This is a genomic window from Lysobacter sp. OAE881 (genome assembly GCF_040546665.1).
GTDB lineage: Bacteria > Pseudomonadota > Gammaproteobacteria > Xanthomonadales > Xanthomonadaceae > Lysobacter_J > Lysobacter_J soli.
Genome location: NZ_JBEPOG010000001.1, coordinates 1,660,692 through 1,684,931, shown reverse-complemented (window position 1 = coordinate 1,684,931; position 24,240 = coordinate 1,660,692). Strand labels below are relative to the sequence as shown.

General features: G+C 68.8%; 11 protein-coding genes and 1 pseudogene. 5 read left to right on the top strand and 7 right to left on the bottom strand.

The window, feature by feature from the left end; genetic code table 11:
- Window positions 1-3: 3 nt before the first annotated feature.
- From ABIE51_RS07905 to ABIE51_RS07895, 3 genes are read left to right on the top strand one after another with little or no spacing between them, the layout of a single operon-like run.
- Entirely contained in the window at window positions 4-765 is a 762-nt protein-coding gene (locus ABIE51_RS07905; RefSeq protein ID WP_192630313.1) for a polysaccharide deacetylase family protein, read from the top strand.
- A complete protein-coding gene (locus ABIE51_RS07900; RefSeq protein ID WP_192630312.1) occupies window positions 762-1,895 on the top strand; it encodes a glycosyltransferase family 2 protein in 1,134 nt (377 codons plus the stop codon). The genes ABIE51_RS07905 and ABIE51_RS07900 overlap by 4 nt, the downstream gene beginning before the upstream one ends.
- A complete protein-coding gene (locus tag ABIE51_RS07895) occupies window positions 1,895-3,142 on the top strand; it encodes a glycosyltransferase family 4 protein (protein WP_192630311.1) in 1,248 nt (415 codons plus the stop codon). The genes ABIE51_RS07900 and ABIE51_RS07895 overlap by 1 nt, the downstream gene beginning before the upstream one ends.
- Here the strand turns inward: ABIE51_RS07895 and ABIE51_RS07890 are convergent.
- Window positions 3,129-3,881 (bottom strand): YdcF family protein, encoded by a 753-nt coding sequence (locus ABIE51_RS07890; protein WP_192630310.1) that lies wholly within the window; start codon window positions 3,879-3,881, stop codon window positions 3,129-3,131. The two genes, ABIE51_RS07895 and ABIE51_RS07890, sit on opposite strands and share 14 nt — an antisense overlap.
- Window positions 3,882-4,000: 119 nt before the next feature.
- Here ABIE51_RS07890 and ABIE51_RS07885 point away from each other — a divergent pair, with 119 nt between their 5' ends.
- Window positions 4,001-5,842 carry a choice-of-anchor Q domain-containing protein gene (locus tag ABIE51_RS07885; RefSeq protein ID WP_192630309.1) on the top strand — a complete coding sequence of 614 codons (1,842 nt, stop codon included), beginning with the start codon at window positions 4,001-4,003 and terminating at the stop codon, window positions 5,840-5,842.
- A 656-nt stretch (window positions 5,843-6,498) separates the two neighbouring features.
- On the opposite strand, the gene ABIE51_RS07880 is transcribed toward ABIE51_RS07885, so the two are convergent.
- From ABIE51_RS07880 to ABIE51_RS07855, 6 genes and pseudogenes are all read right to left on the bottom strand, one after another.
- Window positions 6,499-7,914 (bottom strand): oligosaccharide flippase family protein, encoded by a 1,416-nt coding sequence (locus ABIE51_RS07880; RefSeq protein ID WP_354503783.1) that lies wholly within the window; start codon window positions 7,912-7,914, stop codon window positions 6,499-6,501.
- An 83-nt stretch (window positions 7,915-7,997) separates the two neighbouring features.
- Entirely contained in the window at window positions 7,998-8,879 is an 882-nt protein-coding gene (locus ABIE51_RS07875; protein WP_192630307.1) for an alpha/beta hydrolase family protein, read from the bottom strand.
- Window positions 8,876-9,685, bottom strand: a complete 810-nt coding sequence (locus ABIE51_RS07870; RefSeq protein ID WP_192630306.1) for an alpha/beta hydrolase family protein — start codon at window positions 9,683-9,685, stop codon at window positions 8,876-8,878. The genes ABIE51_RS07875 and ABIE51_RS07870 overlap by 4 nt, the downstream gene beginning before the upstream one ends.
- On the bottom strand, window positions 9,682-15,789 hold the full coding sequence (locus tag ABIE51_RS07865; RefSeq protein ID WP_192630305.1) for a non-ribosomal peptide synthetase: 6,108 nt from the start codon (window positions 15,787-15,789) through the stop codon (window positions 9,682-9,684). Before ABIE51_RS07865 ends, ABIE51_RS07870 begins: the two co-directional genes overlap by 4 nt.
- The gene (locus ABIE51_RS07860; RefSeq protein WP_354503780.1) at window positions 15,786-17,840 is read right to left on the bottom strand and encodes an aminotransferase class III-fold pyridoxal phosphate-dependent enzyme; all 2,055 of its coding nucleotides are present in this window, start codon (window positions 17,838-17,840) and stop codon (window positions 15,786-15,788) included. Before ABIE51_RS07860 ends, ABIE51_RS07865 begins: the two co-directional genes overlap by 4 nt.
- 376 nt (window positions 17,841-18,216) lie before the next feature.
- A pseudogene (locus tag ABIE51_RS07855) lies at window positions 18,217-22,563 on the bottom strand (amino acid adenylation domain-containing protein); the annotation flags it as partial.
- Between the two features lie 955 nt (window positions 22,564-23,518).
- Here ABIE51_RS07855 and ABIE51_RS07850 point away from each other — a divergent pair.
- Window positions 23,519-24,211: a J domain-containing protein gene (locus tag ABIE51_RS07850; RefSeq protein WP_192630304.1), complete on the top strand. Its 693-nt coding sequence runs from the start codon at window positions 23,519-23,521 to the stop codon at window positions 24,209-24,211.
- Window positions 24,212-24,240: the final 29 nt, after the last annotated feature.

Genomic DNA, 24,240 nt, shown 5'->3' with positions numbered 1-24,240 from the left:
GTCATGGGAACGCTGCCGATCCTGATGTACCACGGCCTGCATCGCGAGGAATCCTCGCGCGGCCGCTTCGATCCCGTCTACAGCGTGCATCCGGAGATGTTCGCGCGGCAGCTCGACTGGCTGGTGCAGCAGGGCCACCGCGCGCCGCTGCTCGAAGACGCGCTCTCGGGAAGCAACACGCGCGACGTGATCATCACCTTCGACGATGGCGATGTGTCAAACGTCGAGATCGCGATGCCGCTGCTGCTCGAGCGCGGCCTGCGCGCGGAGTTCTTCGTCACCACCGATTTCATCGGCCAGTGCGGCATGCTCGCGCCCGACGACATCCGTCGCCTCGCCGCCAACGGCATGGGCATCGGCTCGCACGGGCGCACGCATTCGTTCCTGTCCGATCTCGATCTTGCCGACCTCACGGCGGAACTCGACGACAGCCGGTGCCGGCTGCAACAGATCTGCGGCCGGCCGATCGACTCGCTCGCACTGCCCGGCGGGCGCGGCGGCGAACGCGAGCTGCTGGCCGCGCAACAGCTGGGTTACCGGCATCTGCTCGGTTCGGTTCCGGGTCCGAACAAGCGCCGCCGCGCCGATACGTGGCTGCAGCGGTTGCCCGTCACGCGCAACCTCTCGCTCGACGATTTCGCCGCGCTGGTGCACTGGCGCGGGTTGCCCGCACGCTGGATGCAGGCGCGGCATGCCGCGCTCGCGCTACCCAAGCGCGTGCTCGGCAACGACGGCTACCAGCGCCTGCGCGAGCGCCTGCTGTGAGCGCCGCGGTGCTCTTCTGGCTGTGCATCGCGCTGGTCGCGTGGGCGTACGCGGGCTATCCGCTGCTGGCAGCAGTGCTCGCGCGGCGCTACGGGCATGCGCCGTTCCAGGATGACGCGGACTGCGAACACGTCACCGTCGTCGTCGCAGCCTTCGACGAGGAAGCGCGTATCGCCGCGCGTGTGCGCGACATCCTCGAACAGGACTACCCGGCCGATCGCCTGCAGGTGCTGGTCGTCAGCGACGGCAGTCGCGACGGCACCGCCCGCGCCGCGGCGGCCGTCGACGATGAACGCGTGCGCGTTCTCGATCTTCCGCACAACGTCGGCAAGGCCGCGGCACTCACCATCGCGATGCGCCAGGCCGACACACCGCTGGTGGCGTTTACCGACGTGCGCCAACGCTTCTCGCCCGGCGCGCTGCGTGCGTTGTGCGCGCCGTTTGCCGATCCATCGGTCGGCGCGGTGAGCGGCGAGCTGGTGATCGCCGCCGCCGACCACGGCACCGGCGAAGGCGTCGGTCTGTACTGGCGCATGGAAAAGCGCCTGCGTTCGGATGAAGCGCGCCTGGGCTGGCTGCACGGCGTCAGCGGCTCGATCCACGCGCTGCGCCGCGCGTTGTTCGTGGCGATTCCCGCCGGCACCGTGCTCGACGACATGTGGATGCCGCTGCAGGTGCTGCGATCCGGTCATCGCGTGTGGATGGCGCGGGAGGCGCTCGCGTTCGATCGCGCGAGCCACAGCGTCGACGAGGAATTCCAGCGCAAGCTGCGCACGCTCGCCGGGAACTGGCAGCTGATCAAGCGGCTGCCGTGGCTGGCCAATCCGTTCGCCAATCCCGTGTTCTTCGCGTGGTTCTCGCACAAGGTCCTGCGCCTGCTGGTGCCGTGGGCGCTGCTGGTCGCGCTGGCGGCGAGTGCGTTCGCGGGTGGCGCGCTCTATCGCACGTTGTTCGGCCTGCAATTGCTCGCCTACGCCGGCGCGCTCGGCGGACTGTTGGTGCCGCGCATCGCCGCGCGCCTGCCACTGCTGCCGGCGGCCAGCAGTTTCGTGATGTTGAACTTCGCCGCGCTGCTGTCGTTGCCCGCTTCGCTGGCGATGGACCCGTCGCGGTTGTGGAAGAAGCACTGATGGCCCGCATCCTCGCACTGACCAGCCGCCTCCCCTTCCCGCCGCGCGAGGGCCACCAGCTGCGCGCCTGGCACGTGCTGCGCGCGCTCGCGTCGAAGCACGAGGTCACGCTGCTGAGCTTCCAGCGCAACGACGACCTTCCCGCCGAAGCCGCACCGCTGCATGCGGCGATGACGCGCGTGGAAACCTTCCGCATTCCGGCCGAACGTTCGCGCGGCGCGCTCGCACGCGCCCTCCTGCGCGGCACGCTGACGCCGACACCTTTCCTCGTCGCCAAGTACGACTCGACTGCGCTGCGGGAGCGCCTGCGCGCACTCGCGCGCGATGCCGACCTCGTCCACTTCGACATGCTGCCCCTGATCGCGCACGCGGACTGCGTGCCCGAAGGCGTGCCCGTCACGCTCAACGCGCACAACGTCGAACACCGCCTGCTCGCCACACGCGCACGTATCGAGACGCGCGGATGGGCGCGGCGTTTCCTCGGCAGCCAGGTCGGCAAGCTTGAAGCCTTCGAGCGCCGCGCCTGCGAACGCGCCGATGCGGTGCTGGCGTGTTCCGATGTCGATGCGCAGGGCCTGCGCGAGCTGGTGCCCGACTGCACCGTGCACGTGGTCGCCAACGGCGTCGATCTGGAAACCAACCACCCTGCCGCGCACGCGCCGGATCCGGACCGGCTGGTGTTCGTCGGCCAGATGGGCTGGTTCCCGAATCGCGACGGCGTGGATTGGTTCCTGCGCGATGTTTTCCCCCGCATCCTCGCGCGCCGGCCCGGCACGCGTTTCGCGCTGGTCGGCAAGGCCGACGGTTTCGAGATACCTGAAGCGGTGCGCGCGAACGTGGACCTCGCCGGTTTCGTCGACGATCTGCGTCCGCACGTGCACGACGCGTCGGTCTATGTCGTGCCGTTGCGCGCGGGCAGCGGCACGCGCCTGAAGGTGCTGGAGGCGATGGCGCTGGGCAAGGCGATCGTCACCACGAGCATCGGCAGCGAAGGCATCGCGCTTCGACACGATCGGAGTGCGCTGTATGCCGACGATGCGCAGGCGTTCGCCGACGCCGTGCTGTCGTTGCTGGATTCGCCCGTACGCGTGGCGGAACTGGGCATCGAGGCGCGACGCCTGGCCGAGGACGAATACGGCTGGGAGGCCATCGGCGCACGCCTGCTGCGTGCGTACGAGCCGCTGCTCAATGGCAACGTGCGGCCGGTGCGCGCGGCGTTGGCGGATCTGGGGGCTATCGAGGCGTAGTCGTGGGCTCTCGACGCGCCCGCCACCGGTAACTCGCCTCGCCCAGCAGCTCGTACAACGCGATCTGCGTCTTCTGCATCGCCGACAGCTGCGGCAGGAAGTAGCCGACGCTCCCCATCGGGACATACAGCGAATCGCTCGCGACCATGCACGGCGTGAAGCCCGCTGCCTCGAACGCCACGAGCGCGCGCGGCAGGTGCGTCGCCGAACTCACCACGCGCACCCGCGGTGGCAGGGATCCGCGCAGCGCCATCGCGCTTTCCCACGTGTTGGCCGACTGCGTCTCCTCGTGCAACCGCTGCGCGGGAACGCCCCAGTCCTGCGCGAGCCGCCCGAGCACCGCGGCCTCGCTGATCGCGAACGGACCGCCGCCGGCGATCGTCATCGGCACCGGCGCGCCGCGTCGCCACAGTTCGACGCCGGCGCGCAGGCGGCGCCAGCTCGATGGCGTCAGCGCGATGTAGTCGTCCTGCGCGCGGGGCTCGTCCTCCAGGCCGCCGGCCAGGACCACGATGGGCGCGGCCGCATCGTTCGCGCCGCAACGTGCGGATGCGGGCACGCGGGTCTCGACTGCGCGGATCAGCAGGTTCGCGCCGAGTGGCGTGCACAGCACCACGATGGTCAGCCCCGCCACGATCAACACCACGCGCCACCACGCACGTGCGCGCTGCCATGTCAGCCACGCCGCGGCCATCCACAGCAGGGCCCAGGTCATCGGCGAGAGCAGGAGGTGGCTCATGGCGCCGCAGTCTTGCATGAACAGGCCACGCGCGCGAGAAGGCCGCACGCAGCCGCGCAACGCGTTCTTCACGGTAGCGGGCACGCGCGCCCGTCCCCTTCCCCGCGCCGGAACACGTCATGGCCATCCTGCGGCTTCGCCTTCCTTTCGTCCTGCTGCTTTCCTGCGCGATCGCGCCATGGGCGATGCCGTCGACCGCTTCGGCAACGACGTACTACGTACGCACCGACGGCGGTACCGACGAGCAATGCAACGGCCGCACCGACGCCGCGTATCCCGGCAGCGGCAACAGCGTCGATTGCGCGTGGAGCCATCCGAACTACGCGCTGCCCACCAACGATCGCCCGCGCATCGACGGCGGCGACACGCTGATCATCGGACCGGGCGAATACATGATCGGCTGGGAGTCGCCGGGGCTCTCGACCAAGAGCACGCGCTGCGACCGCTCCTCGCCGTACGACTGCTACCCCGCCTCGCCGCCGAGCGGCACGCCGCAGCAACGCACGCGCATCCTCGGCGCCGGCCATGACACCGGCTGCAAGGCGCCGCCGAAGTTGTGGGGCACCAACCGCGTGGACCTGGTGTTCAACCTGCAGGACGCCGACAACGTCGAAGTCGGCTGCCTGGAGATCACCGACAAGAGCGACTGCGTGGAATTCCACGCGAACGACGACGTGCGCTGCGAGCGCGACGCGCCGCCGTTCGGGCAATGGGCATCGATCGGCATCGGCGCGAAACGCTCGAAGAACGTCTGGCTGCATGACCTGAACATCCACGGCCTGTCGGGCCGCGGCGTGATGGCCGGCGGGCTACGCGACTGGACCATCGAACGCGTGCGCATCCACGCCAACGGCTGGGCGGGCTGGGACGGCGACGTCGGCGAAGGCGAGAGCTCGAACGACGGCGACATCGTGTTCCGCAACGTGGAAATCGCGTGGAACGGCTGCGCCGAACGCTGGCAGACCGGCGAGCCCTACGCGTGCTGGGCGCAGGAGGAAGGCGGCTACGGCGACGGCCTGGGCACCGGCAAGACCGACGGCCACTGGCTGGTGGAGGACTCGCGCATCCACCACAACACGTCCGACGGCCTCGACCTGCTGTACACCGACGAATCGAAGACGGCGACGGTCGTCGTGCGTCGTGTCTATGCCGCGGCGAACGCCGGCAACCAGGTGAAGACCGCAGGCAACGCGCTGATCGAGAACTCGGTGATCGTCGGCCAGTGCGCGTACTTCCACAAGAAATACGACATGAGCGACGGCGACATGTGCCGCGCATACGGCAACGCGCTCTCGATCGGCGTGGGCCCGAAGCAGACCGCGACGGTGCGCCACAACACCATCACCGGCGAAGGCGACTGCCTGATCCTCACCGCCGGCGGCAACGCGACCTCGCGCGTGGACATCTACAACAACGCGCTGATCGGCCAGAAGGACGTCACCGCCAGCGACGGCGACATGCGCAGCTGCGGTCATTACGCCGACGACAGCACGGCGGTGGTGAGCTTCGCGGGCAACGCGTTCTGGGACGTCAAGGACGATATGTGCCCGCCCGGCAACGTGTGCGGACGCGAACCGAAGATCGCCAGCAGCGACATGGCGACGTTCGATCCCGCGCCGCTGGCTGGCAGCCCGCTGATCGACCATGCAACGCAGAACACGAGCGTGACGTCGGACTTCCTGCGCCAGTCACGACCGATGGGTGCGGCGGCCGACATCGGCGCAGTCGAGTACCAGGGCGGAACTGCGGCTGCCGCGCCTGCTGCGGGCGCGACGCCCGAGGCGTCGAAGGCCGCCTCGTCGGATGCTGGCGATGGACCGGCCATCGACGGTACGTCGTCTGGTGCCGTGACGCCGACGCAGTCTTCGGGCTGGATGATCGGGACGATCGCGGTGGCGTCGCTGCTCACCGCCGGCGTGGCGGCGGCGATGCGGAAGCATCGGGGGCGGAAGGTGGGGTGAGGGTTGACCCTCTCGTCGATTCGTCGTCCACGCATCTGCAATTCAACGCCGTCAATCTCGACGGCGGCCGACGCGCAAGCTCGCCACGCCGGGCTCTTCGGGCGCGACGACCCACATCACCGTCATCCCGGCGATGGCCGGGACCCAGGCCCGCAGCGTCGGGGCACCCCGGAGCGGTGAACAACACCCGTCGTCATTCCAGCGAAAGCTGGAATCCATTTTTGTCTCCGCGGTGAACGGTTACTCCCGCGAAGCGGGATCTGGGCGATCGAAGCGAAAGCAAGATCAACAGCTTCCGCTCGTGAACGAGCGGGTTACTTTTGTCTTGGCAAAAGTAACCAAAACCATTCGCTCCTGACGCGAGCCGCCGCTACGCGGCGGTGCCCTGCGCTCCTCACCGGAAAAGGGACGTCGCCCGAACTCGCTGCGCTCAAACAGCGGGCGACTCTTCGCCCTTTTCCGGCTCCGGTGCTCGGCTCGCTTTAAGTCGCTGGGAGATCAAAGGCGTAAGGCGAAATCAAAAGCGCGAGCCCGACACCGCCACTTGGGACGAGAGTGCCCGAACATTACGGGCCTGGGTCCCGGCTTTCGCCGGGATGACGGTTGAAGCGTTTTTCCGGCGAGGGAATGCCGAAAGCCCAGGCAACCCGCGGCGCCTACCCCACCGCCCCTTCGCCAATCCGCCGCTCAACCGCACGCAGCTTCGGATACAGCATCGCCCGCAGGCGTCCATCGAGCGCCAGCAGCACCACCAGATACGGCGTGCCGATCAGCATTCCCCCGACGAGCATCCGCTGCCATCCCGGACGCAGCGACAGCTGCACCGTGACCCATTCGCCGAGCAGCGCGGCGATGGCGGCGAAAACGACCGTGGTCAGCGTCTTCGCATCCGGGAACTGTCGCAGTGAACGATCCACCATCACGCACGCCGCCAGGCTCGACACCGCCGAGCTCACCAACGTCGCGTACGCCGCGCCCATCACGCCGTACGCCGGGATCCAGAACCAGTTCAGCGCTGCGTTGACCGCCACCGCGAGGCACATCAGTGCTAGCACCGTTTTCGTACGTCGCTCCAACACGAGGCCGAAGCCGCACACCAGCATGACCGGCAGGATCGCGTTCATCGCCCCCATCAGTTCGAACACCGGGCCCGATTGCGCCTTTCCCGCGCCGCTGAGCGCGATGATCAGGTCCGTGCCCAGCGTCCACAGCAGGATGGCGACGCCGATCGCGGCGTAGGTCATCGGCATCAGCATCGTGCGCTTGAGCGCGCGCACGGCTGCGGCGCCGTCGGTGGTGAACACGCGGTTCGCGGCGGGCGTGAACGACTCGAACACGGTGAGGTTCATGAACATGTGCACCTGCATCGCCAGCGCCGCGCCGACGCTGTAGATGCCCACCACCGCGAAGTCGCCCGACAGGTTCTTGAGCATGATGCGGTCGACCGACACCAACGCCACGGCGAGGATCTCCGTCGCCACCAGCGGCATGCCGTAGGCGAACGACTGGCGCAGTTCGGCCGCATCCATGCGGCTGCGCGCGAAATGCAGGTTGCGGCGCGCCCAGCCGAAGTAGAACGCCATGCCCACCACCACGGCGAGCAGCTTTCCGCCATACGCCGCCGCCGCGGTGTGCTGCACCGCCAGCACCGCGCCGAGCATCAGGGCCAGTTGCAGCCAGCGCCAGGCAACGCGCGTGAGCATCACCGTGCGCGACTGTTCCGTCACACGCAGTACGGTTTCGACGAGGCTGGAATACACCAGCATCGGCGTCATCACCAGCGCCATCCAGAACACGGGCGAATGACCATCGCCGGTCACGTAGCCGTGCACTATTACCACCGCACCGACGAACGCCCACAACGCGAGCGATCCGATCATCGGCAGGTAGAACAGGTTCGTGGCGAACGAACGCATGCGCTCCTCGTCGCCACCGTGCGGATAGAAGCGCTGGATCGAATGCTGCGCGCCGAGCTTGGCGACGGCCACCGCCATCAGTACCCAGGTTTCGTAATAGCCGAGGATGCCGTACTGCGTGTTGTCCAGCAGCCGCGTGAGCAGCGGGAACGACACCACGCCCCGCCATCATCACCAGCAGGTTGGCGGTGGAGTAGCGCAGGTAATGCCGGGCCAGACCGGGGGTGCCGTTGCTCATTTCAGGGCGTCCGCGCGCCGAATTCGGCCTGCATCCACGCGGCGATGCGCTTGAACAGCACGCCGCGATGCTTGCGAAGGAAGAAGGTGTGGTCGTATTCGCGCCAGAACTCCAGGCTCACCTGCTTCTCCTGCGCGGCGCGCCCGAGGCTCGCGGCCAGCTGCGCGCGATGGTTGAAATAGTGGTACGCGCCACCGGTGAAGACGAACAGCAGGCGAACGTCGCGCGCGACCATTTCCGAGAGCATGCCGCGTGCCTGCGCGCGTTCGGGCCAGTCGCGGAAATCCGACAGCGACGGTGCGGGATTGCGGCGCGACATCAGGAAACGCAGCACCTTTCCGACGTCGAACAATCGCGGCACGACATGCCGAACCCAGAAGCCCGGCGTCGGATACGCCACACCGTCCAGCAGGATCGCGCCGGCCACGCGCGCATCGACGGCGCCGACATGGAACGCGTCGTCGGCGCCCGAGCACAGGCCGCACAGGACGAACCGCTCCGCACCGGTTTCGTGCGTGAGCACGCGCATCGCGGCGTCGATCTCGCGCTGGCGACGCTCGCCCGCGGCCTTGCCCGGCAGCGCGCTGTCGCCGAGGCCGGACTGGTCGAAACGCAATACCGCGAAGCCCAGCGCCGCGAGCATGCGCGCTAGTTCGACGTGCATGCGGAACGGACCGGTGTGGCGTGTCAGCCCTGCATTGAGCAGCAGCACGCCGACCTTCGACACGTCGCCGTGCGGCCGCGTGACCACGCCGACGAGGCCGTCGCCGAATCCATGCGCGGTCTCGGTGAACGCATCACGCGCGTGCGTCGCCGCGTGAGTATGCGCGCGTGCGACCTCCGTGCGGCCTTCCAGCGCCTTCTCGTCGAGTTGCAGGTTCACCACGGCACCTGTGCGGTCATGCGCTGCGCGAGCTGGGCGACCGCGCGACGCGGGAATACCTGGCCGCCGAAACGCGACGGCACGTTCCATTCGGGACGCTCGCCTTCGTCGAGCAGCACCGCTTCCACCGACACGCCGCCGGCGCGTTGCTCGCGCGCGAAGCGATCGATTTCCTCGTCCATTTCCCACACCGCCATGCGCACGCGGCTGCCGCGCGGCAGCTTCAAGTGCGCGGCATCGAGTGCGGACAATGCGTCGAGCAACGCGTCGGTGACGCCGAAACCCAGCAGTTCACTGTCGTCGGAGTCGTGCGTGACGTTCACGTAGCGGCCGCTGCCATGCAGTTGCTGACGATGTTGCTCTCTCCACGAGGCCACGAGCGTCGCGCCGACCAGTTGCGGATCCCACAGCACGACGTCGACCGGATCGACGCGGCGTTCCAGCGCGGCGAGCAGCGGCAACGCCGCGCTTCGCAGCGCGAGGAACTGCACGCTGTCCACTTCACCCCGACGCAGCAGTTCGGTCGATGCACGTTCCAGGTCGTCGAGCATGCCCGGCAGGCTGAGCTCGATGTCCTGGCCGCCCGAATCACCCGTTCCGTACCAGTCGAACGTCAGCGCGGGAATGCCGTACTGCCCCACCGTCTGCGCGAGCGACCACAGCGAACGATGGCTGCGGATGCCATCCTGCAGCAGTGGCGCGCACAGCAGCAGCGCCTGGTTCGATTCGGCGTTCGCGTCCTCGCGCCCGTGCAACAGGCCGAACAGGTTGCGTCCGGGCGCACCGAAAAAGAACGGCGCGCTCATTCGACCGTCCCCGGCGTGCGCAGCAGGCGCTTCATCGTGCGTGCCATGCGCGACCCCATGCCGCTGCGCTCCTCGCGCGCAATGTTCATCGGCAGGTCCGCGGCGATCTGCGCCAGGTTCGTCGCCGCCAGCCGCATCAGCTGGATGCGCACGCCGGTGTCCTTCGCCACGCGGCTGGACATCTGCACGGCGAGCATCGAGTTGCCGCCGAGGTCGAAGAAGTTGTCCTGCGCGCGGACGTCGACGCCGAGCAGCTCCTTCCACAACTCGCGCAGGTAGGTCGCGCGCGGGTCGTGGTCGGCGACGGCATCGTTCTCCGGCGCATCCGCCTTCTCCACCGAAGGCGCGGGTTCGCCGCGCCCCTGCGCGCTCAGGATTGCCGCGGCGAGCTTCGCCACCAGCGCCGGCGATTCGATCATGCCCTGGTGATCGCCCGGAATCGGCACGACATGCACGTTCCCGCACATCGCTTCCCAGCCAAGCTTCGGCTTGGCGCTGAGCTCCGGCGGCTGGTTGTCGGCGCGGAACAGCACGATGCCGCCGGCATACGGCTTGACGAAGTACTTCACGTACGCACGCATGTGCGTGGCTTCGAGCTCGGCGTAGCGCACGTTGTGCGGCAGTTCCTCACCCGCGTCGCGTGCCTGCTGCGCCTGCTGGCGAAGCTTCGACGCCTGCAGGCGCCCGCCGACGACGCCGCCGAGCGTCGCGATGCGCTCGCCCAGCGTCTGCCCCTGCATGCGGCGATGCAGCCGCCGCACGCGACCGGAGAGGCCGCTCTGCGCCTGCGCGCGATAGCGGATGCCGAACTCCGCCGAGGTATCGACCAGGCCGAGCATGCCGACGGTTTCGCCGGCGGCCATCAGCTGCTGCGCCATCTCAAAGGCGATGATGCCCCCCATCGAACCGCCGGCCAGATGATACGGGCCGTGCGGCTGCACGCTGCGGATCTCGCGCACGTAGCGTTCGGCCATCTTCTCGACGCTGTCCAGCGGTGCGGTGCGCCCGTCCAGACCGAGCGCCTGCAGGCCGTACACCGGAATGCCAGCCGGCATCGCCTCGGCGAGCGGACGGTAGTTCAGCACGTTGCCGCCCACCGCATGCACGAGGAACAGCGGTGCGCCTTCGCCGTGCGGGCGGATCGGCACCAGCGGCGCCCATGGATCGGGACGTGCGTCGTCGCCATGCGCGTGGATGTCGTTGCTCACGCGCTGGTACTCGCGTGCCAACGCACGCACTGTGCGCGCGGTAAGCAGCGTCGCCAGCGGCAGGTTGACGCCGGTCTGCTTGTTGAATCGATGGAACATCTGCACGGCCTGCAGCGAATGCCCGCCGAGCGAGAAGAAGTCATCGTCCGCGCCGATGTCCGGCTTGCGCAGCAGGTCGCGCCAGATCTCGAGCAGTTGCAGGCCGAGTTCGTCCAGCGGCTCGTCGATCTGTTCGGCCGTCGCGGTCGCGGGCTCCGCTGGCGCGTCTACCGCTGTTTCAAGCGTGCGACCGAAGCGCAACGCCTGGCCGTCGTCGAACTGCGTGATCTGCTCCAGCGTGAGCGACGGATCTCGGCCGAGCGCCTTCAGCACCGCGACGTAGCGATCGCGCAGCAGCGCGGCGGTTTCGTCCAGGAAGATGTCGGCGTTGTAGATGAAGCCGCCGGACAGGCCCGTGTCCTGTTCGACGAACCACAGGCCCAGATCCTGCGTGGATGCGGTCTGGAACACCGGATAGCGCTCGTGCGTGAGCGGCCCCCATTCGCACATGCGCTGGCGGATGTCCTGGAACGAGAACAGCGCGTGATACAGCACTGCGCCGCCTTCGCGGCTGCGCACGCTGAGCTCGCGCACCAGGTCTTCCAGGCGGATGTCCGGATGCACGAAGCTGTCGAGCACGACGTCCTTCACCTGCTTCACGGCCTGCGCGAAGGTCATCGACGGATCGATCTCCATGCGAAGCGGCAGCAGGCTGGTGAAGTACCCCATCAGGTTCTCGACTTCGGCCGTATTGCGCCCGCGCACGGGCGTGCCGACGATCAGCTCACGCAGGTTCGACGTGCGGCTGATCAGCGCGAAGTACGCGGTGAGCAGCACCATGTACAGCGTCGCGTCGACCTTGCGCGCGGTCTCGTGCAGCGCCGCGGTCACGTCGTTGGCCACCGTGATGCGATGCGTGACGCCGCGCCCCGACATGCCCGGACGACGCGGCAGGTCGGTCGGGAGCGCTTCGATCGCGTGCCCGACGCCGCCCAGCCGCTCGCGCCAGAACGCCAGCTGCTTCGCGTATTCCGGCCCCTGGAGCCAGTCGCGGTGCCACGCGGAGAAATCCGCGTACGTCACCGTCAGTTCCGGCAGCTTCGGCTCGCGCTTCTCCAGCTCCGCGGCGTAGAGCTCGGCCATGTCGGTGTACATCAGGTCGAACGACCAGCCGTCCCAGATCAGGTGATGTGTCATGAAGAACCACACGTGCTCTTCCGGCCCGAGGCGGAACAGGCGCGAGCGGATCAGCGGTGCGCGGTCGAGTTCGAACGGCGTCTGGATGAGCGCGTCCATGCGGCGGGAGACTTCCGCCTCGCGTTCGTCCTTGGGGAGATGGCTCACGTCGACGACGTCGGTGATGTCGACATCGACCACGTCGTGCACGATCTGCATGGGCTCGCCGTCGATGAGCCCGATCGTCGTGCGCAGCACGCTCTGGCGCTGGATCATCGCGTTCAGCGCCGCCTGGAAGGCCTCCAGCTGCAGCGGCCCGCGCAGGCGATGCGCGCTGGGCGTGTTGTAGGTGATCTGGCCGGGGTTGAACTGTTCGAGCAGGTACAGCCGTTCCTGCATGACCGACATCGGCCCGCGCGTGCGATCGGCGAGCGGCTTGATCGGCTCGCGCGCAGGCAGCGCCTCGCCGTCCATGCCCTGCACCATCCGCGCAAGCTTGGCGACGGTCGGGCCGTCGAACAGCGCACGCAGCGACAGCGTGATGCCCAGTTCCTTGTTGATGCGCGAAGTCAGCTGCGCGGCGAGCAGCGAATGCCCGCCTAGCGAGAAGAAATCATCGTCGACGCCGACTTCCGCGACGCCAAGGACTTTCGCCATGGCATCGGCGATCGTGCGTTCCAGCGCATTGCGCGGCGCGACGCGTTCGCCGGCCAGCTTCACGGTCAGGTCGGGCGCAGGCAGCGATTTGCGGTCGATCTTGCCGTTGGGCAGCAGCGGGATCGCATCGAGGAACAGGATGTGCTGCGGGATCATGTAATCGGGCAGCGACCCCTTGAGGTACGACACGAGCGCCGCTTCGTCGAGTGCACCGCCCTCGCCCACCACGTACGCCACCAGACGCACGTCGCCGGGGCGATCCTCTCGCGCGACCACGACCGCGCGCGCGACCTGCGCATGCGCCGCGAGCAGTGCTTCGATCTCGCCCAGTTCGATTCGGTAACCGCGCACCTTCACCTGGAAATCCAGGCGTCCCTGGTGTTCGAGCACGCCGTCCGCACGCCAGCGGCCGCGATCGCCCGTGCGATACAGCAGCGCGTCCTTCGACATCGCGAAGGGATCGGCCACGAAGCGCTCGGCCGTCAGTTCCGCGCGATCGAGATAACCGAGCGTCACGCCATCGCCGCCGATCCAGATCTCGCCCGGCACGCCAAGCGGGCACAGCTCGCCGCGCGGATCGAGGATCCACACCTGCGTGTTGTCGATCGGACGACCGATGTGGATGTCGGACGCCGACGTCACGCGCGAGCACGTCGACCACACCGTCGTTTCGGTCGGACCGTACACGTTCCACAGCGAGCCGCAGCGCGTGAGCAATTGCGATGCGAGGTCCGGCGGCAACGCTTCACCGCCGCACAGGATCTTGAACGTCGAATCACCCTTCCATTCCGCGTCGAGCAGAAGCCGCCACGAGGCCGGCGTCGCCTGCATCACGGTCGCGCCGCTGCTGGCGATCAGCGCCTTGAGCGCGACGCCGTCGGCGGCGGTGACACGATCGGCGAGCACGACACGCGCGCCCACGCTCAGCGGCAGCAGCAGTTCGAGCACGGCGATGTCGAACGACAGCGTCGTCACCGCAACGAGGCGGTCGTCCGCGCCAAGGCCCGGTTCCTTCGCCATGCTCGACAGGAAATTGCTGACCGCGCGGTGCGGCACCTGCACGCCTTTCGGGCGACCAGTCGAACCGGAGGTGTAGATGACGTAGGCGACCGATTCCGGCTGCGCCGCGCCGTCGTCGCGACCGATGCGCGAGGTCGGCAGCGATGCGAGTTCCTCCTGCAACGTGTCGAGCGCAAGCACCGGGCGGCCGCGCAGATCGAAGTGGTCGGCGTACTTGGTCGTCGTCAGCAACGCGGCCAGGCCCGCGTCGCTGGCCATGTACGAGAGGCGTTCGGCCGGGAAATTAGGGTCGAGCGGCACGTAACCGGCGCCGGCCTTCAGCACGCCGAGCAGCCCTGCGAGCATGTCCACGCCGCGATCGAGCACGAGGCCGACCAGCGAACCGCGATGCACGCCACGCGCACGAAGCAGGTGCGCGATGCGATTGGCGCGCGCTTCGAGTTCGTCATAGCGCACGTGCTCGTCGTTGAATTCGACGGCGATGCGGTCAGGCGTGCGGTCGCACTGGCGTTCGAACACATCGTGCATGCGGCATTCGCGATCGAACGGCACTGGCGCTGGCTGCAACGCCTGCAGCTCCGCACGCGCATTTTCCGACACCACGGACAACCGGCCGAACGGCAGGTCCGGGCGCGCGACGGCCTCGCGCAGCAGCGTTTCGTACGCGGCCATCCAGCGGCGGATCGTCGCGTTGTCGAACAGGTCGGTGTTGTACTGGCATTCCAGCCGCATGCCGCCCTGCACCTGCACGGCGTTGACGAACAGTTCGAAGTTCTCGTAACTGCGCGGGTTGGTGATCAGGCGCATGCCCAGGCCGTGGAAGCCGGTGCTTTCCTGATCCATCGCCTGGTCGATGTTGAACATCACGCTGCACAGCGGCAGCCGCGCGGGATCGCGCTGCAGCGACAGCTTCTTCAGCAGCGTGCCGAAGGTGTAGCGCTGGTGTTCGATGGCGTCCAGCAGCGTGGACTGCGCGCCGCCGAGCGCCTGCTCGAAAGGCTGCGCGTGGTCGAGTTCAAAGCGGAGCGGCAGCAGGTTCACGCAATGGCCGACGAGGTGGTCGTGGCCATCCACCGACTGCCCGGCGGCGGGAATGCCGATGACCACGTCGTTCTGCGAGGTCAGGCGCGACAGCAGCCCGGCGAAACCGGCGAGCAGCGTCGCGAACAGGCTCGCGCCCTGGCGCGCGCCGAGGCGGCGCACGGCGGCGACGAGATCGTTGTCGAGGAGATGATCCTCGCGGATCGACGGGAACGTGCGGCGGGTTGGACGCGCGCGGTCGGTCGGAAGATCGAGGATCGGCCCGCCATCGGCGAAGCGCGACAGCCAGTACGCTTCATCGCTGCGATACGTTGCGCCCTGCGGATGTTCGGCTTCGGCCAGCGCGTAGTCGGCGAAGGATTCGGCGGGCGGAAGCGCCTGCGCCGCATGGCCTACCGCCTGCGAGTAGAGCGTGGCCAGTTCGCGCACGATCACCCACCACGACCAGCCATCGCACACGATGTGGTGCGCGATGAGCACGAGATGATGATGACCTTCTGCGAGGCGCAGCAGGTCGGCGCGGAACAGCGCGCCGTGGTCCAGATCGAACGGCGTTTCCACGACCTCGCGCGCGTGCGCGACCACGCGCGCGTTGCGCTCGGCATCGTCCAGCAACGCCAGGTCGATCAACGCGAGGTCGATTTCGCGCTCGTCGTTGACGCACAGCGTGCGGCCGTCCGGTCCGAAGTTCGCGCGCAGGATGTCGTGGCGCGCGACCAGACCACGCAACGCATCGCGCAGCGCGTCGGCGTCGAGCTCGCCGCGGAAATCCAGCGAGATCGATTCGTTGTACGCCAGCGATGCATCCACGCCGAGCTGGTCGGCGAGCCAGACTTCGCGCTGCGGTTCGGTGGTGGGCGCTACGCGCGACAGCGTGCCTTCGGCGAACGGATCGTAGTCGACCGTCGGGTCCTCGGGCACGGCGCCGGGAAACAGGCCTTTGTCCGATGCGGCTGCATTCATGCGCTCACCTTCATGTACTTGCCCGGCTGCTCCGGGTTCGGCACGAACCACGCGGGCGTGCCATCCGGTTCGCGGCCAAGTCGCGCGCCGGGCACGACGGGCTTGCTGGCGTCCATTACCGTCTTCGGCGTCGCGGCACGACGCGGAAGCAGTTCCATGTCCTGCAGTTCGGCCACCGCATCCTTGAAGGCGGCGGCGATTCGCGCGATGTCCTCGTCGCTGTGCGCGGTGGTGATGAAGCACGGGAAATTGTCGAGGATGTGGATGCCGCGCATGCGCATCGACGCGAACAGCAGGTCCTGCAGCGGATGCGCCTCGTGCCAGTGCGTCTTCCACACCGACGCGTACTGCTTCACCGACACCGGCGCACCGACGTCGGCGCAATAGGCGTTGATGTCCGCGGCCAGCGCTTCGGCCTTCGCGTTGAGGCGCTTCTGCAGTTCGCCGCCATCGGCCTTGAAGTGCTCGAGCACCGCCTTCGCCGCCACCAGCGCGAGCGGATGGCGCACGAACGTGCCGGCGAAGTACGTCACGCCGACGGTGGGCACCGAATCGTCGCCGTACTGCCAGTGGCCGCCGTCCAGCGCGTCCATGTACTCGCGCTTGCCGGCGATCACGCCGATGGGGAAGCCGCCGCCGACGACCTTGCCGTAGGTCGCGATGTCGGCCTTGATGCCGAAGATCGCCTGCACGCCGCCCGGGTTCGAGCGGAAGCCGGTGACCACTTCGTCGAAGATCAGCAGCGCGCCGTTGTCCTGCGTGAGCTGGCGCAGTTCCTTGAGGAAGTCGACCGGACGGAAGTCCAGGCGGCGGCTCTGCACGGGTTCGACGAGCACCGCGGCGATCTCGTGGATGCGCGACTTGATGATCTCCATCGCCTCCGGCGTGCCGTAATCGAGCACCAGCACGTTCTCGGCGGTGTTGCGCAGGATGCCCGGCGCGGCCGGCACGGCGCGCAGCGACTTGGTGCCGCGCACGATCACTTCATCGACGATGCCGTGGTAGGAGCCGGTGAACAGCACCACCGTGCTGCGTGCGGTGATGGTGCGCGCGATGCGCAACGCGCCGAGCACGGCTTCCGAACCGGTGTTGCACAGCGCGGCGCGATCGTGGCCGGTGAGTTCGCACACGAGCTGCGCGACGTCGCCGGCGACCGGATGCTGCGGGCCGATCTCGTAGCCCTTGTCGAGCTGGTGCCGCACCGCATCGAGCACGAAGTCCGGCTGCCAGCCGAACAGGCTCATGCCGAAGCCGTTGAGCGCATCGACGTACTCGTTGCCGTCGATGTCGAACACGCGCGAACCCTTCGAACGCTCGACGACGATCTGGTAGACGATCTCCTTCGTCAGCGGACGGAAGCCGTTGACCACGCGCGGATCGGCCAGCTGCGCCCGATGGGCCTGCGTGTACTCCTTCGACTTGCGCGTGCGGGCGACGTAGCGATCCATGAAGGCGTCGAGCTTGGCCTTCTGCTGCGGCGACAGGTCGGTGTCGACCTGGCTCTCGATGCGCGCGATGGCACCGAAGGCCTTCTTCACGTCGTACTTCTGCTGCACGGCGCCGGTGTCTTCCTCGCCTTCGGCGGGCTTCGGCGGCGCGACGGGCTGCGGCGCAGGCGCGGCGGCGGCCGGCGCGGGAGCGGCGGCGACCGGCGCAGCAGCAACCGGAACAGCCGCCGGCGCTGCTACGCCGCCGGAGAGCAGCGCCAACTGCTGCGCCATCAGCTGCATCTGCTGCGCGATGACCTGGCGCGTGAAGTCGTTGCCGCCGTCCAGCGCGGGCAGCGCGACGGGCGCCATCGCCACCACCGGTGCGGCGGCGACCGGCGCTACGGCCACGGCCGCCACGGGCGCGGGCGCCGGCGCGGCTTCGGCCGGCAGCGTCGCGTCGAGCATGCCCGCGAGGCGATCCAGGCTACTGCAATCGCCCATGAGCTGGCGGAAGTTCACCGGCACCTCGAACGTCTTCTGCAGCTGCACGGCGACCTGCGTCAGCATCAGGCTGTCCAGGCCGAGCTCGATGAAGTTGGTATCCGCGTCGGCGTCGCTCATGTCGAAACCGGCGACGTTCTCGAACAGGCCGCGCAGTTGCCCGACCAGGCGTTCGCGACGGCCGGGAGCGGGCGCGGGCGGGGACGGTGGCGGCGGCGGGGGCGGACTGCGGCATGACGGTCTCCAGTACGGGGTTGGTTCGAGCGGCGGCCGCGACGGCCGGATGGGGGATCACGTTGCCCGGGCTCGCAGCAACCGCCTCCACCCAATAACGTTGTCTCTCGAACGGATAGGTCGGCAGCCGCACGCGATGGCGGATCGCACGCGTGTCGAAGGTCGACGGATCGACCGCCGCGCCCTGGCTCCAGAGCTTCCCGGCGGCGGCCAGCAGGTCGCGGCGCTCGCTCGACGGGTGGTCGGCGAGGCTGGCGACGGTCGCGATGCGCTGCTTCTGCACGACCGGCTGCTGCCGCGCGAGCGCGTTCAGCGTGCCGCGCGGACCGACTTCCAGCAGCACGCGCGAGGCGGCATCGGCGTCGCCCAGCAGCGCCTGCAGCGCGCTGGAGAAGCGCACCGGCTCGCGCAGGTGGCGCGCCCAGTAGTCGGGGGAAGTGGCTTCGTCCGCCGTCAGCACCGCACCGGTGACGGTGGATACGATCGGCCGCGTCGGCGCGTTCAGGCGCACCGCGGCGACGGCGTCGCGGAAGGGCGCGACCACCGGTTCCATCATCGCCGAGTGGAACGCGTGCGAGGTCCTCAGCGCCCGGCAGGCGATGCCCTCGGCTTCCAGCTGCGCCTGGAACGCGGCGGCGGCATCGGATTCGCCCGCGACCACGCAGGCGAGCGGCGAGTTTTCGGCAGCGAGCGACAGCGTCGCCGGCAACCGGTCGCGTACCGCATCGGCGGGAAGCCGGATCGACAGCATCGAGCCGGCCGGCTGCGCCTGCATCAGCGCACCGCGACGCGCGATGAGGTGCAAGGCGTCGCGCAGTTCGAACACGCCGGCCAGCGTCGCGGCGACGAACTCGCCGATGCTGTGGCCGATCATCATCGCCGGCGCGATGCCGCGGCTCATCCACCACTTCGCCAGCGCGTATTCGATGGCGAACGTCGCCGGCTGCATGATCGAGGTCGGCAGCAGCGCTTCGGCGTCGTCGGCGAACAGGCGTTCGCGAAGACTGAAGCCGAGGTCGTCGCGCAGCAGCTCGGCGCATTCGTCCAGCGCATCGCGGAATACGGGCTCGGCCTCGTACAGGCTGCGGCCCATGCCGGGATACGTGGCGCCCTGCCCCGGGAACATGAAGACGACTTCGGCCGCGCGTGCTGGACGGCTGCGCAGTGCATCGGCCTGCGTGTCGGGTGCACGCAGCGTTTCGATTGCGGTCGCCACGTCGTCCGCCGCAATCGCGATGCGGTGCGCGAAGGCCTTGCGCCCAACCGCGAGCGTCCATGCGACATCGGCGAGGTTCACGTCACGATTCGCGTCGAGGTGATCGGCCAGTCGCGCCGTCGCTGCGCCCAGGGCCGCCGGCGTGCGCGCCGACAGCACGAGCAGCTGCGGCCCGCGCGCCGCGTCGGATCCGGGCAGCAGCGGCGCTTCTTCGAGCACGGCATGCGCGTTCGTGCCGCCGAGGCCAAAGGAACTGACGCCCGCGCGGCGCGGCGCGTCGCCCTCGCGCTCCCACGCGCTCATGCGCGCATTCACCACGAACGGCGTGCTGGCGAAGTCGATCGTCGGGTTCGGCGATTCGAAATGGATGCTCGCGGGAATGCGCTTCTCGTGCAGCGACAGCGCGGTCTTGATCACGCCCGCCGCGCCGGCCGCCGTCACCATGTGGCCGACGTTGCTCTTCAGCGAACCGATGCGGCAGAAGCCGGCATCGCCGGTGGAACGGCGGAATGCGCGCGTCAGGCCTTCGATTTCGATGGGATCGCCTAGCGGCGTCGCGGTTCCGTGCGCTTCCACATACGTGATGCTGCGCGCGTCCACGCCCGCCTTGTCGTGCGCCAGCGCGATGACCGCCGCCTGCCCTTCGCTGCTGGGCGCGGTGAAACTGGCGCGATTGGCGCCGTCGTTGTTGAGCGCGCTGCCGCGGATCACCGCATAGACGGGATTGCCGTCGGCGATCGCGTCCGACAGCCGCTTGAGCAGCACCACCGCCGCGCCATCGCCGAACACCGTGCCCTTCGCATTCGCGTCGAAGGTGCGCGTGTGGCCGTCGGGCGACAACATCGAACCTTCCTGGTAGAGGTAACCGCTGCGCGGCGGGCACGTCACCGCGATGCCGCCGGCCAGCGCCATGTCGCACAGGCCGGACTGCAGGCTTTCCACCGCCTGTGCAATGGCGACCAGCGAGGTCGAGCACGCCGTATGCACGCTGACCGCGGGCCCGGTGAGGTTGAGCTTGTGCGCCACGCGCGTGGCGATGTAGTCCTTCTCGTTGCCGAGCATCACCTGCAGCGCGCCGACGCGGTTCACCAGTTCCGGATGCGCGGACACGTGGCGCTGGAAGTACGTCGCGTTGTTCATGCCGGCGAAGATGCCGGTGACCGTCGAACCGGTCGCGTCGGGCGCGTGGCCGCCGCGTTCCAGGCACTCCCAGCACAGCTCCAGGAAGATGCGCTGCTGCGGGTCCATCAGCTCCGCTTCGCGCGGGCCGATGCCGAAGAACGCCGCGTCGAACAGTTCGACGTTGTCGATCACGCCGCGCGCGGCGACGTAGCCGGGATCGTTGCGGTCGGCCGCGCTCACCGCCGGATCGAGTTCGTCGATGCGGAACTGGGTGATCGAATCGCGGCCTTCGCACAGGTTGTTCCAGAAGCCTTCCACGTCGTCCGCGCCGGGGAAACGCCCGGCCATGGCGACGATGGCGATCGGCTCGCGCGCATCTACCGCACGGCGTGTCGCTGCGTGCGCAACCTGTACGCCTTCCAGCACCGCCGCCAGACGCGCGGGCGTCGGGTTCTGGAAGATCGTCGGCGCGGCCACGCGCGGGCCGGCGGCGTCGGCTTGCCAGCCTTCCACGCGGATCTGCTCGGCCAGGCGCACGGCCAGCAGCGAACTGCCGCCGAGTTCGAAGAAGTTGTCGTCGCGACCGACGCCGTCGATGTCGAGCAGCGTGCCGAACGCGCTGCACAACTTCGTTTCGAGTGCGCTGATCGGCGCGGCGAAGTCGGAAGTGAGTTCGGGCCGGCGGCGATCCGGTGCGGGCAAGGCGCGACGGTCGATCTTGCCGTTGGTCGTCAGCGGAAGTTCGTCCATCCGCACGTAGCGCGTAGGCACCATGTACGGCGGCAGCGCCGCGGCGAGATGCGCGCGCAGCTGCGGTGCGTGCGCTTCCAAGCCGGTATCGACGTAGTACGCGACCAGGCGCTTCTCGCCGGGGAAATCGGCACGCGCGACGACCACGCACGAGGCGATCGCGGGATGACGCGCGAGCACGGACTCGATCTCGGTCAGTTCGATGCGATGGCCGCGGATCTTCACCTGCGCGTCGGTGCGGCCGACGAATTCGATCAGGCCATCCTCGCGCAACCGCACCTGGTCGCCGGTGCGATAGAGCACGTCGCCGTCGAGGAAGGGATTGGGCACGAAGCGCTCCGCGTTGAGTTCCGGACGTGCGAGATAGCCGCGCGCAACGCCCGCGCCGCCCACGCACAGCTCGCCGATCACGCCGGCAGGCAGCGGCTTGAGGCGACGGTTCAGCACGTAGGCGGTGGTGTCCTGCATGGCGCGGCCGATCGGGATCGACGCCGCATCCGCGGGCAGGTCGCGCGGGATCGCGTAGGACGTGCACATGATCGTGCATTCCGTCGGACCGTAACCGTTGTGCAGCTGCAGCTGCGGCGCGATGGCCTGCATGCGGCGGATGTGGTCGACCGAGAGCGTTTCGCCGCCGGCGATGAGGTCGCGCATGTTCGCGAAGATCGTCGCGTCCTCGTCCACGACGGCGTTGAACAGCGCCGCGGCCATGATCCCGGCGTTGGCACCGTGGCGCGCAATCGTGTCGCGCAGGCGCGCGGCGGTGGGCGCCACTTCGTCGTGCACGACGATCGTGCCGCCGTTGAACAGCGGCCCCCACAGCTCAAGCCCGGAAATATCGAAGCCGAGCGGCGCCTGGTGCAGCATGCGCGTGTCGGCGTCGAGCGTGACGTAGTCGACGCCGCGCAGGCGACGCACGAGCGAACGGTGGCGGATTTCCACGCCCTTCGGCACGCCGGTGGAGCCGGAGGTGAAGAGCACGTACGCGAGCGAGTCGCCATCGGTGCCGGGCTCGTCGGCCAGTGGCGCATCGTGGCCGTGCACGTTCACGCGCAGCGCGTCGCGCGGCAGCGCCGGCGCATGCAGCGCGAGATCGACGACGATGGCGCGAACGCGCGCGTTGTCGACCATGAAGGCGACGCGTTCGGCCGGCAGCGCGAGATCGATCGGCAGATAGGCACCACCGGCCTTGATGACGCCGAGCAGCGCGACGACCGCGTCGAGCGAGCGCGGCAGCGCGACGCCGACGATGTCGCCGGCCTTCACGCCCGCAGTGCGCAGGCGCGTGGCGAGCGAAGCGGCGCGACGATCCAGTTCGGCATAGGTGATGGCGGCATCGCCATGCACGACCGCAGTCTTCTCGGCGAACCCGGCCAGCGTCTGCGCGAAACAGGCGTGGACGGTGTCGAATTCATTGCGTGCGGGCGGCGCGATGGCCCACTCATCGATCTGGCGCGCGCGATCGGCCGGATCCAGCGCGTCGATGTTCGAGAGCGGCAGGTGGGCGTCGGCGGAGAGCATGCGCAGGCTGCGGACCACGGCCTCGCCGAGCAGCGCCGCGGCTTCGCGCGAAAGCGGCGCGCGGAAGTCGACGCAGAGGCGATCGGCGTCGATGCGCCAGGTCGATGCGGCGAAGTCGGGAATGTCGCCGCGCTCGTCCGAAACCGCCCACGCGGACGGCTGCGGGGCCGCGATCGGACCGGCGGCATCGATGGCGCCGGCCAGGCCCGCGCGGTTTGTGGAGCTCGCCACGCGTGCCTGATGCCAGGCATCGTCGCGTCGCACCGTTGCGAGGACGTCATCGGCGCCCGACAGCCACGACTCGACCGACACCAGCGCCGCGACCAGCGCGTCACGCGCGCGGTCATCGCCGCGCAACGCGGCTGCAACATCCGACGGCAGCACGAACGCGAGCGACTGCGCGGCGTCATCGCCTGCAGCGGAATGCTGCGGAAGTACATCCAGCAGCGGCGAATCGATGGCCGGCATCGGATTGCCGGTGTCTTCCCGTGCCGCCACTGCCCGCGTACCCATGCGCCTGCTCCTTCTCCACCTGCCGGCGACGTGCGCCGTCGGCAACGATCACGTCCAAACCGGCGTCGATCGGCCGGCGGATTTCGTCAAGACCGGTTGTCGCGCCGGCTCCGCTGCGTCATTGCGCCCGGATGCGTTGCGCGGCCAAAGGTTGGCGTGTCGTCGCGATCGGGTGCGGCCGGACCGCTGCCACGCACCCCGCGCCCGGCACCACGACGCGGGCCGCCTCGGGCCTGCGAACTGGTTGTGTGCCGGAACCCAACGACATCGCTCACCCCACATGCGGCACGACCGATGCCGACCACGGCATTCGCGTCTTCCCTGCCCCTCTCGTCGAATCAAACGCGTCCCACGCGTGCGAACGGCCACGTCCGCGGCGCATCGGCCAAGCGATGCAAGGCGCGTGAAGCCGCGCTAGGATTGGCCCCGACAAGGGGGCCCCATGAGCCAGGACTTCGCGCTTCTGTACATGCAGCTTGGACTGCATCCGGACTGCAGCCTCGAAGACCTCAAGCGCGCGTATCGCATCCGCGTGGGCGAACTGCATCCGGACCGGCACCTGGACCGTCCCGCCTCCGACGACGCCAACGCGGCGCTCACCGAACTCACCGCGCTGTACTCGGGCGCCATCCGTTTCCACCGCATACACGGGCGTCTTCCGGGCTCCACGCCACGCGGACCGGCAGTGGCTTCGCGTGCCGCACCGGAGCCCGCGCACTTCACGACGACGGCCTTGCGCGCCGCACCGCGCGAAAGCGATCGCGCCACGCAGAGCATGACGCCGCGCATCGCGGTGCTCAGCGTGCTGGTGCTGGTGGTGGTGATGGTGGTGCTGCACTGGTCGGAAACCGCGCAGGTCGCGCCGCATGCGGACAACGGCGACGCCGTGGCCGCCGCCGTCGACCCCAACACGCCGAGGCTGGAACTGGGCATGGAGGAAGCGGCCGTCGTCGCGATCCAGGGCGCGCCCGAACGCGTGCAGGACGACGTGTGGAACTATGGTTCCTCGTGGGTGCGCTTCGAAGACGGCCACGTGGTCGACTGGGCCAGCGTGCCGCCAAACCGGCTGATGACGCTGACGCCGCGGCCGGTCAAGGAGGACGAGAACGGCGAGGAAGAGGCGTTCGGGCCGTGACGTTTTTGGCTTTGGCTTACGACGTTGGC

What these genes read in the sequence shown, in the direction of transcription:
- ABIE51_RS07905 (WP_192630313.1), top strand. Translation starts at nt 4, where the DNA reads ATGGGAACGCTGCCGATCCTGATGTACCACGGCCTGCATCGCGAGGAA.
- ABIE51_RS07895 (WP_192630311.1), top strand. Translation starts at nt 1,895, where the DNA reads ATGGCCCGCATCCTCGCACTGACCAGCCGCCTCCCCTTCCCGCCGCGC.
- ABIE51_RS07890 (WP_192630310.1), bottom strand. Translation starts at nt 3,881, where the DNA reads ATGAGCCACCTCCTGCTCTCGCCGATGACCTGGGCCCTGCTGTGGATG.
- ABIE51_RS07885 (WP_192630309.1), top strand. Translation starts at nt 4,001, where the DNA reads ATGGCCATCCTGCGGCTTCGCCTTCCTTTCGTCCTGCTGCTTTCCTGC.
- ABIE51_RS07870 (WP_192630306.1), bottom strand. Translation starts at nt 9,685, where the DNA reads ATGAGCGCGCCGTTCTTTTTCGGTGCGCCCGGACGCAACCTGTTCGGC.
- ABIE51_RS07865 (WP_192630305.1), bottom strand. Translation starts at nt 15,789, where the DNA reads ATGAATGCAGCCGCATCGGACAAAGGCCTGTTTCCCGGCGCCGTGCCC.
- ABIE51_RS07860 (WP_354503780.1), bottom strand. Translation starts at nt 17,840, where the DNA reads ATGAGCGACGCCGACGCGGATACCAACTTCATCGAGCTCGGCCTGGAC.
- ABIE51_RS07850 (WP_192630304.1), top strand. Translation starts at nt 23,519, where the DNA reads ATGAGCCAGGACTTCGCGCTTCTGTACATGCAGCTTGGACTGCATCCG.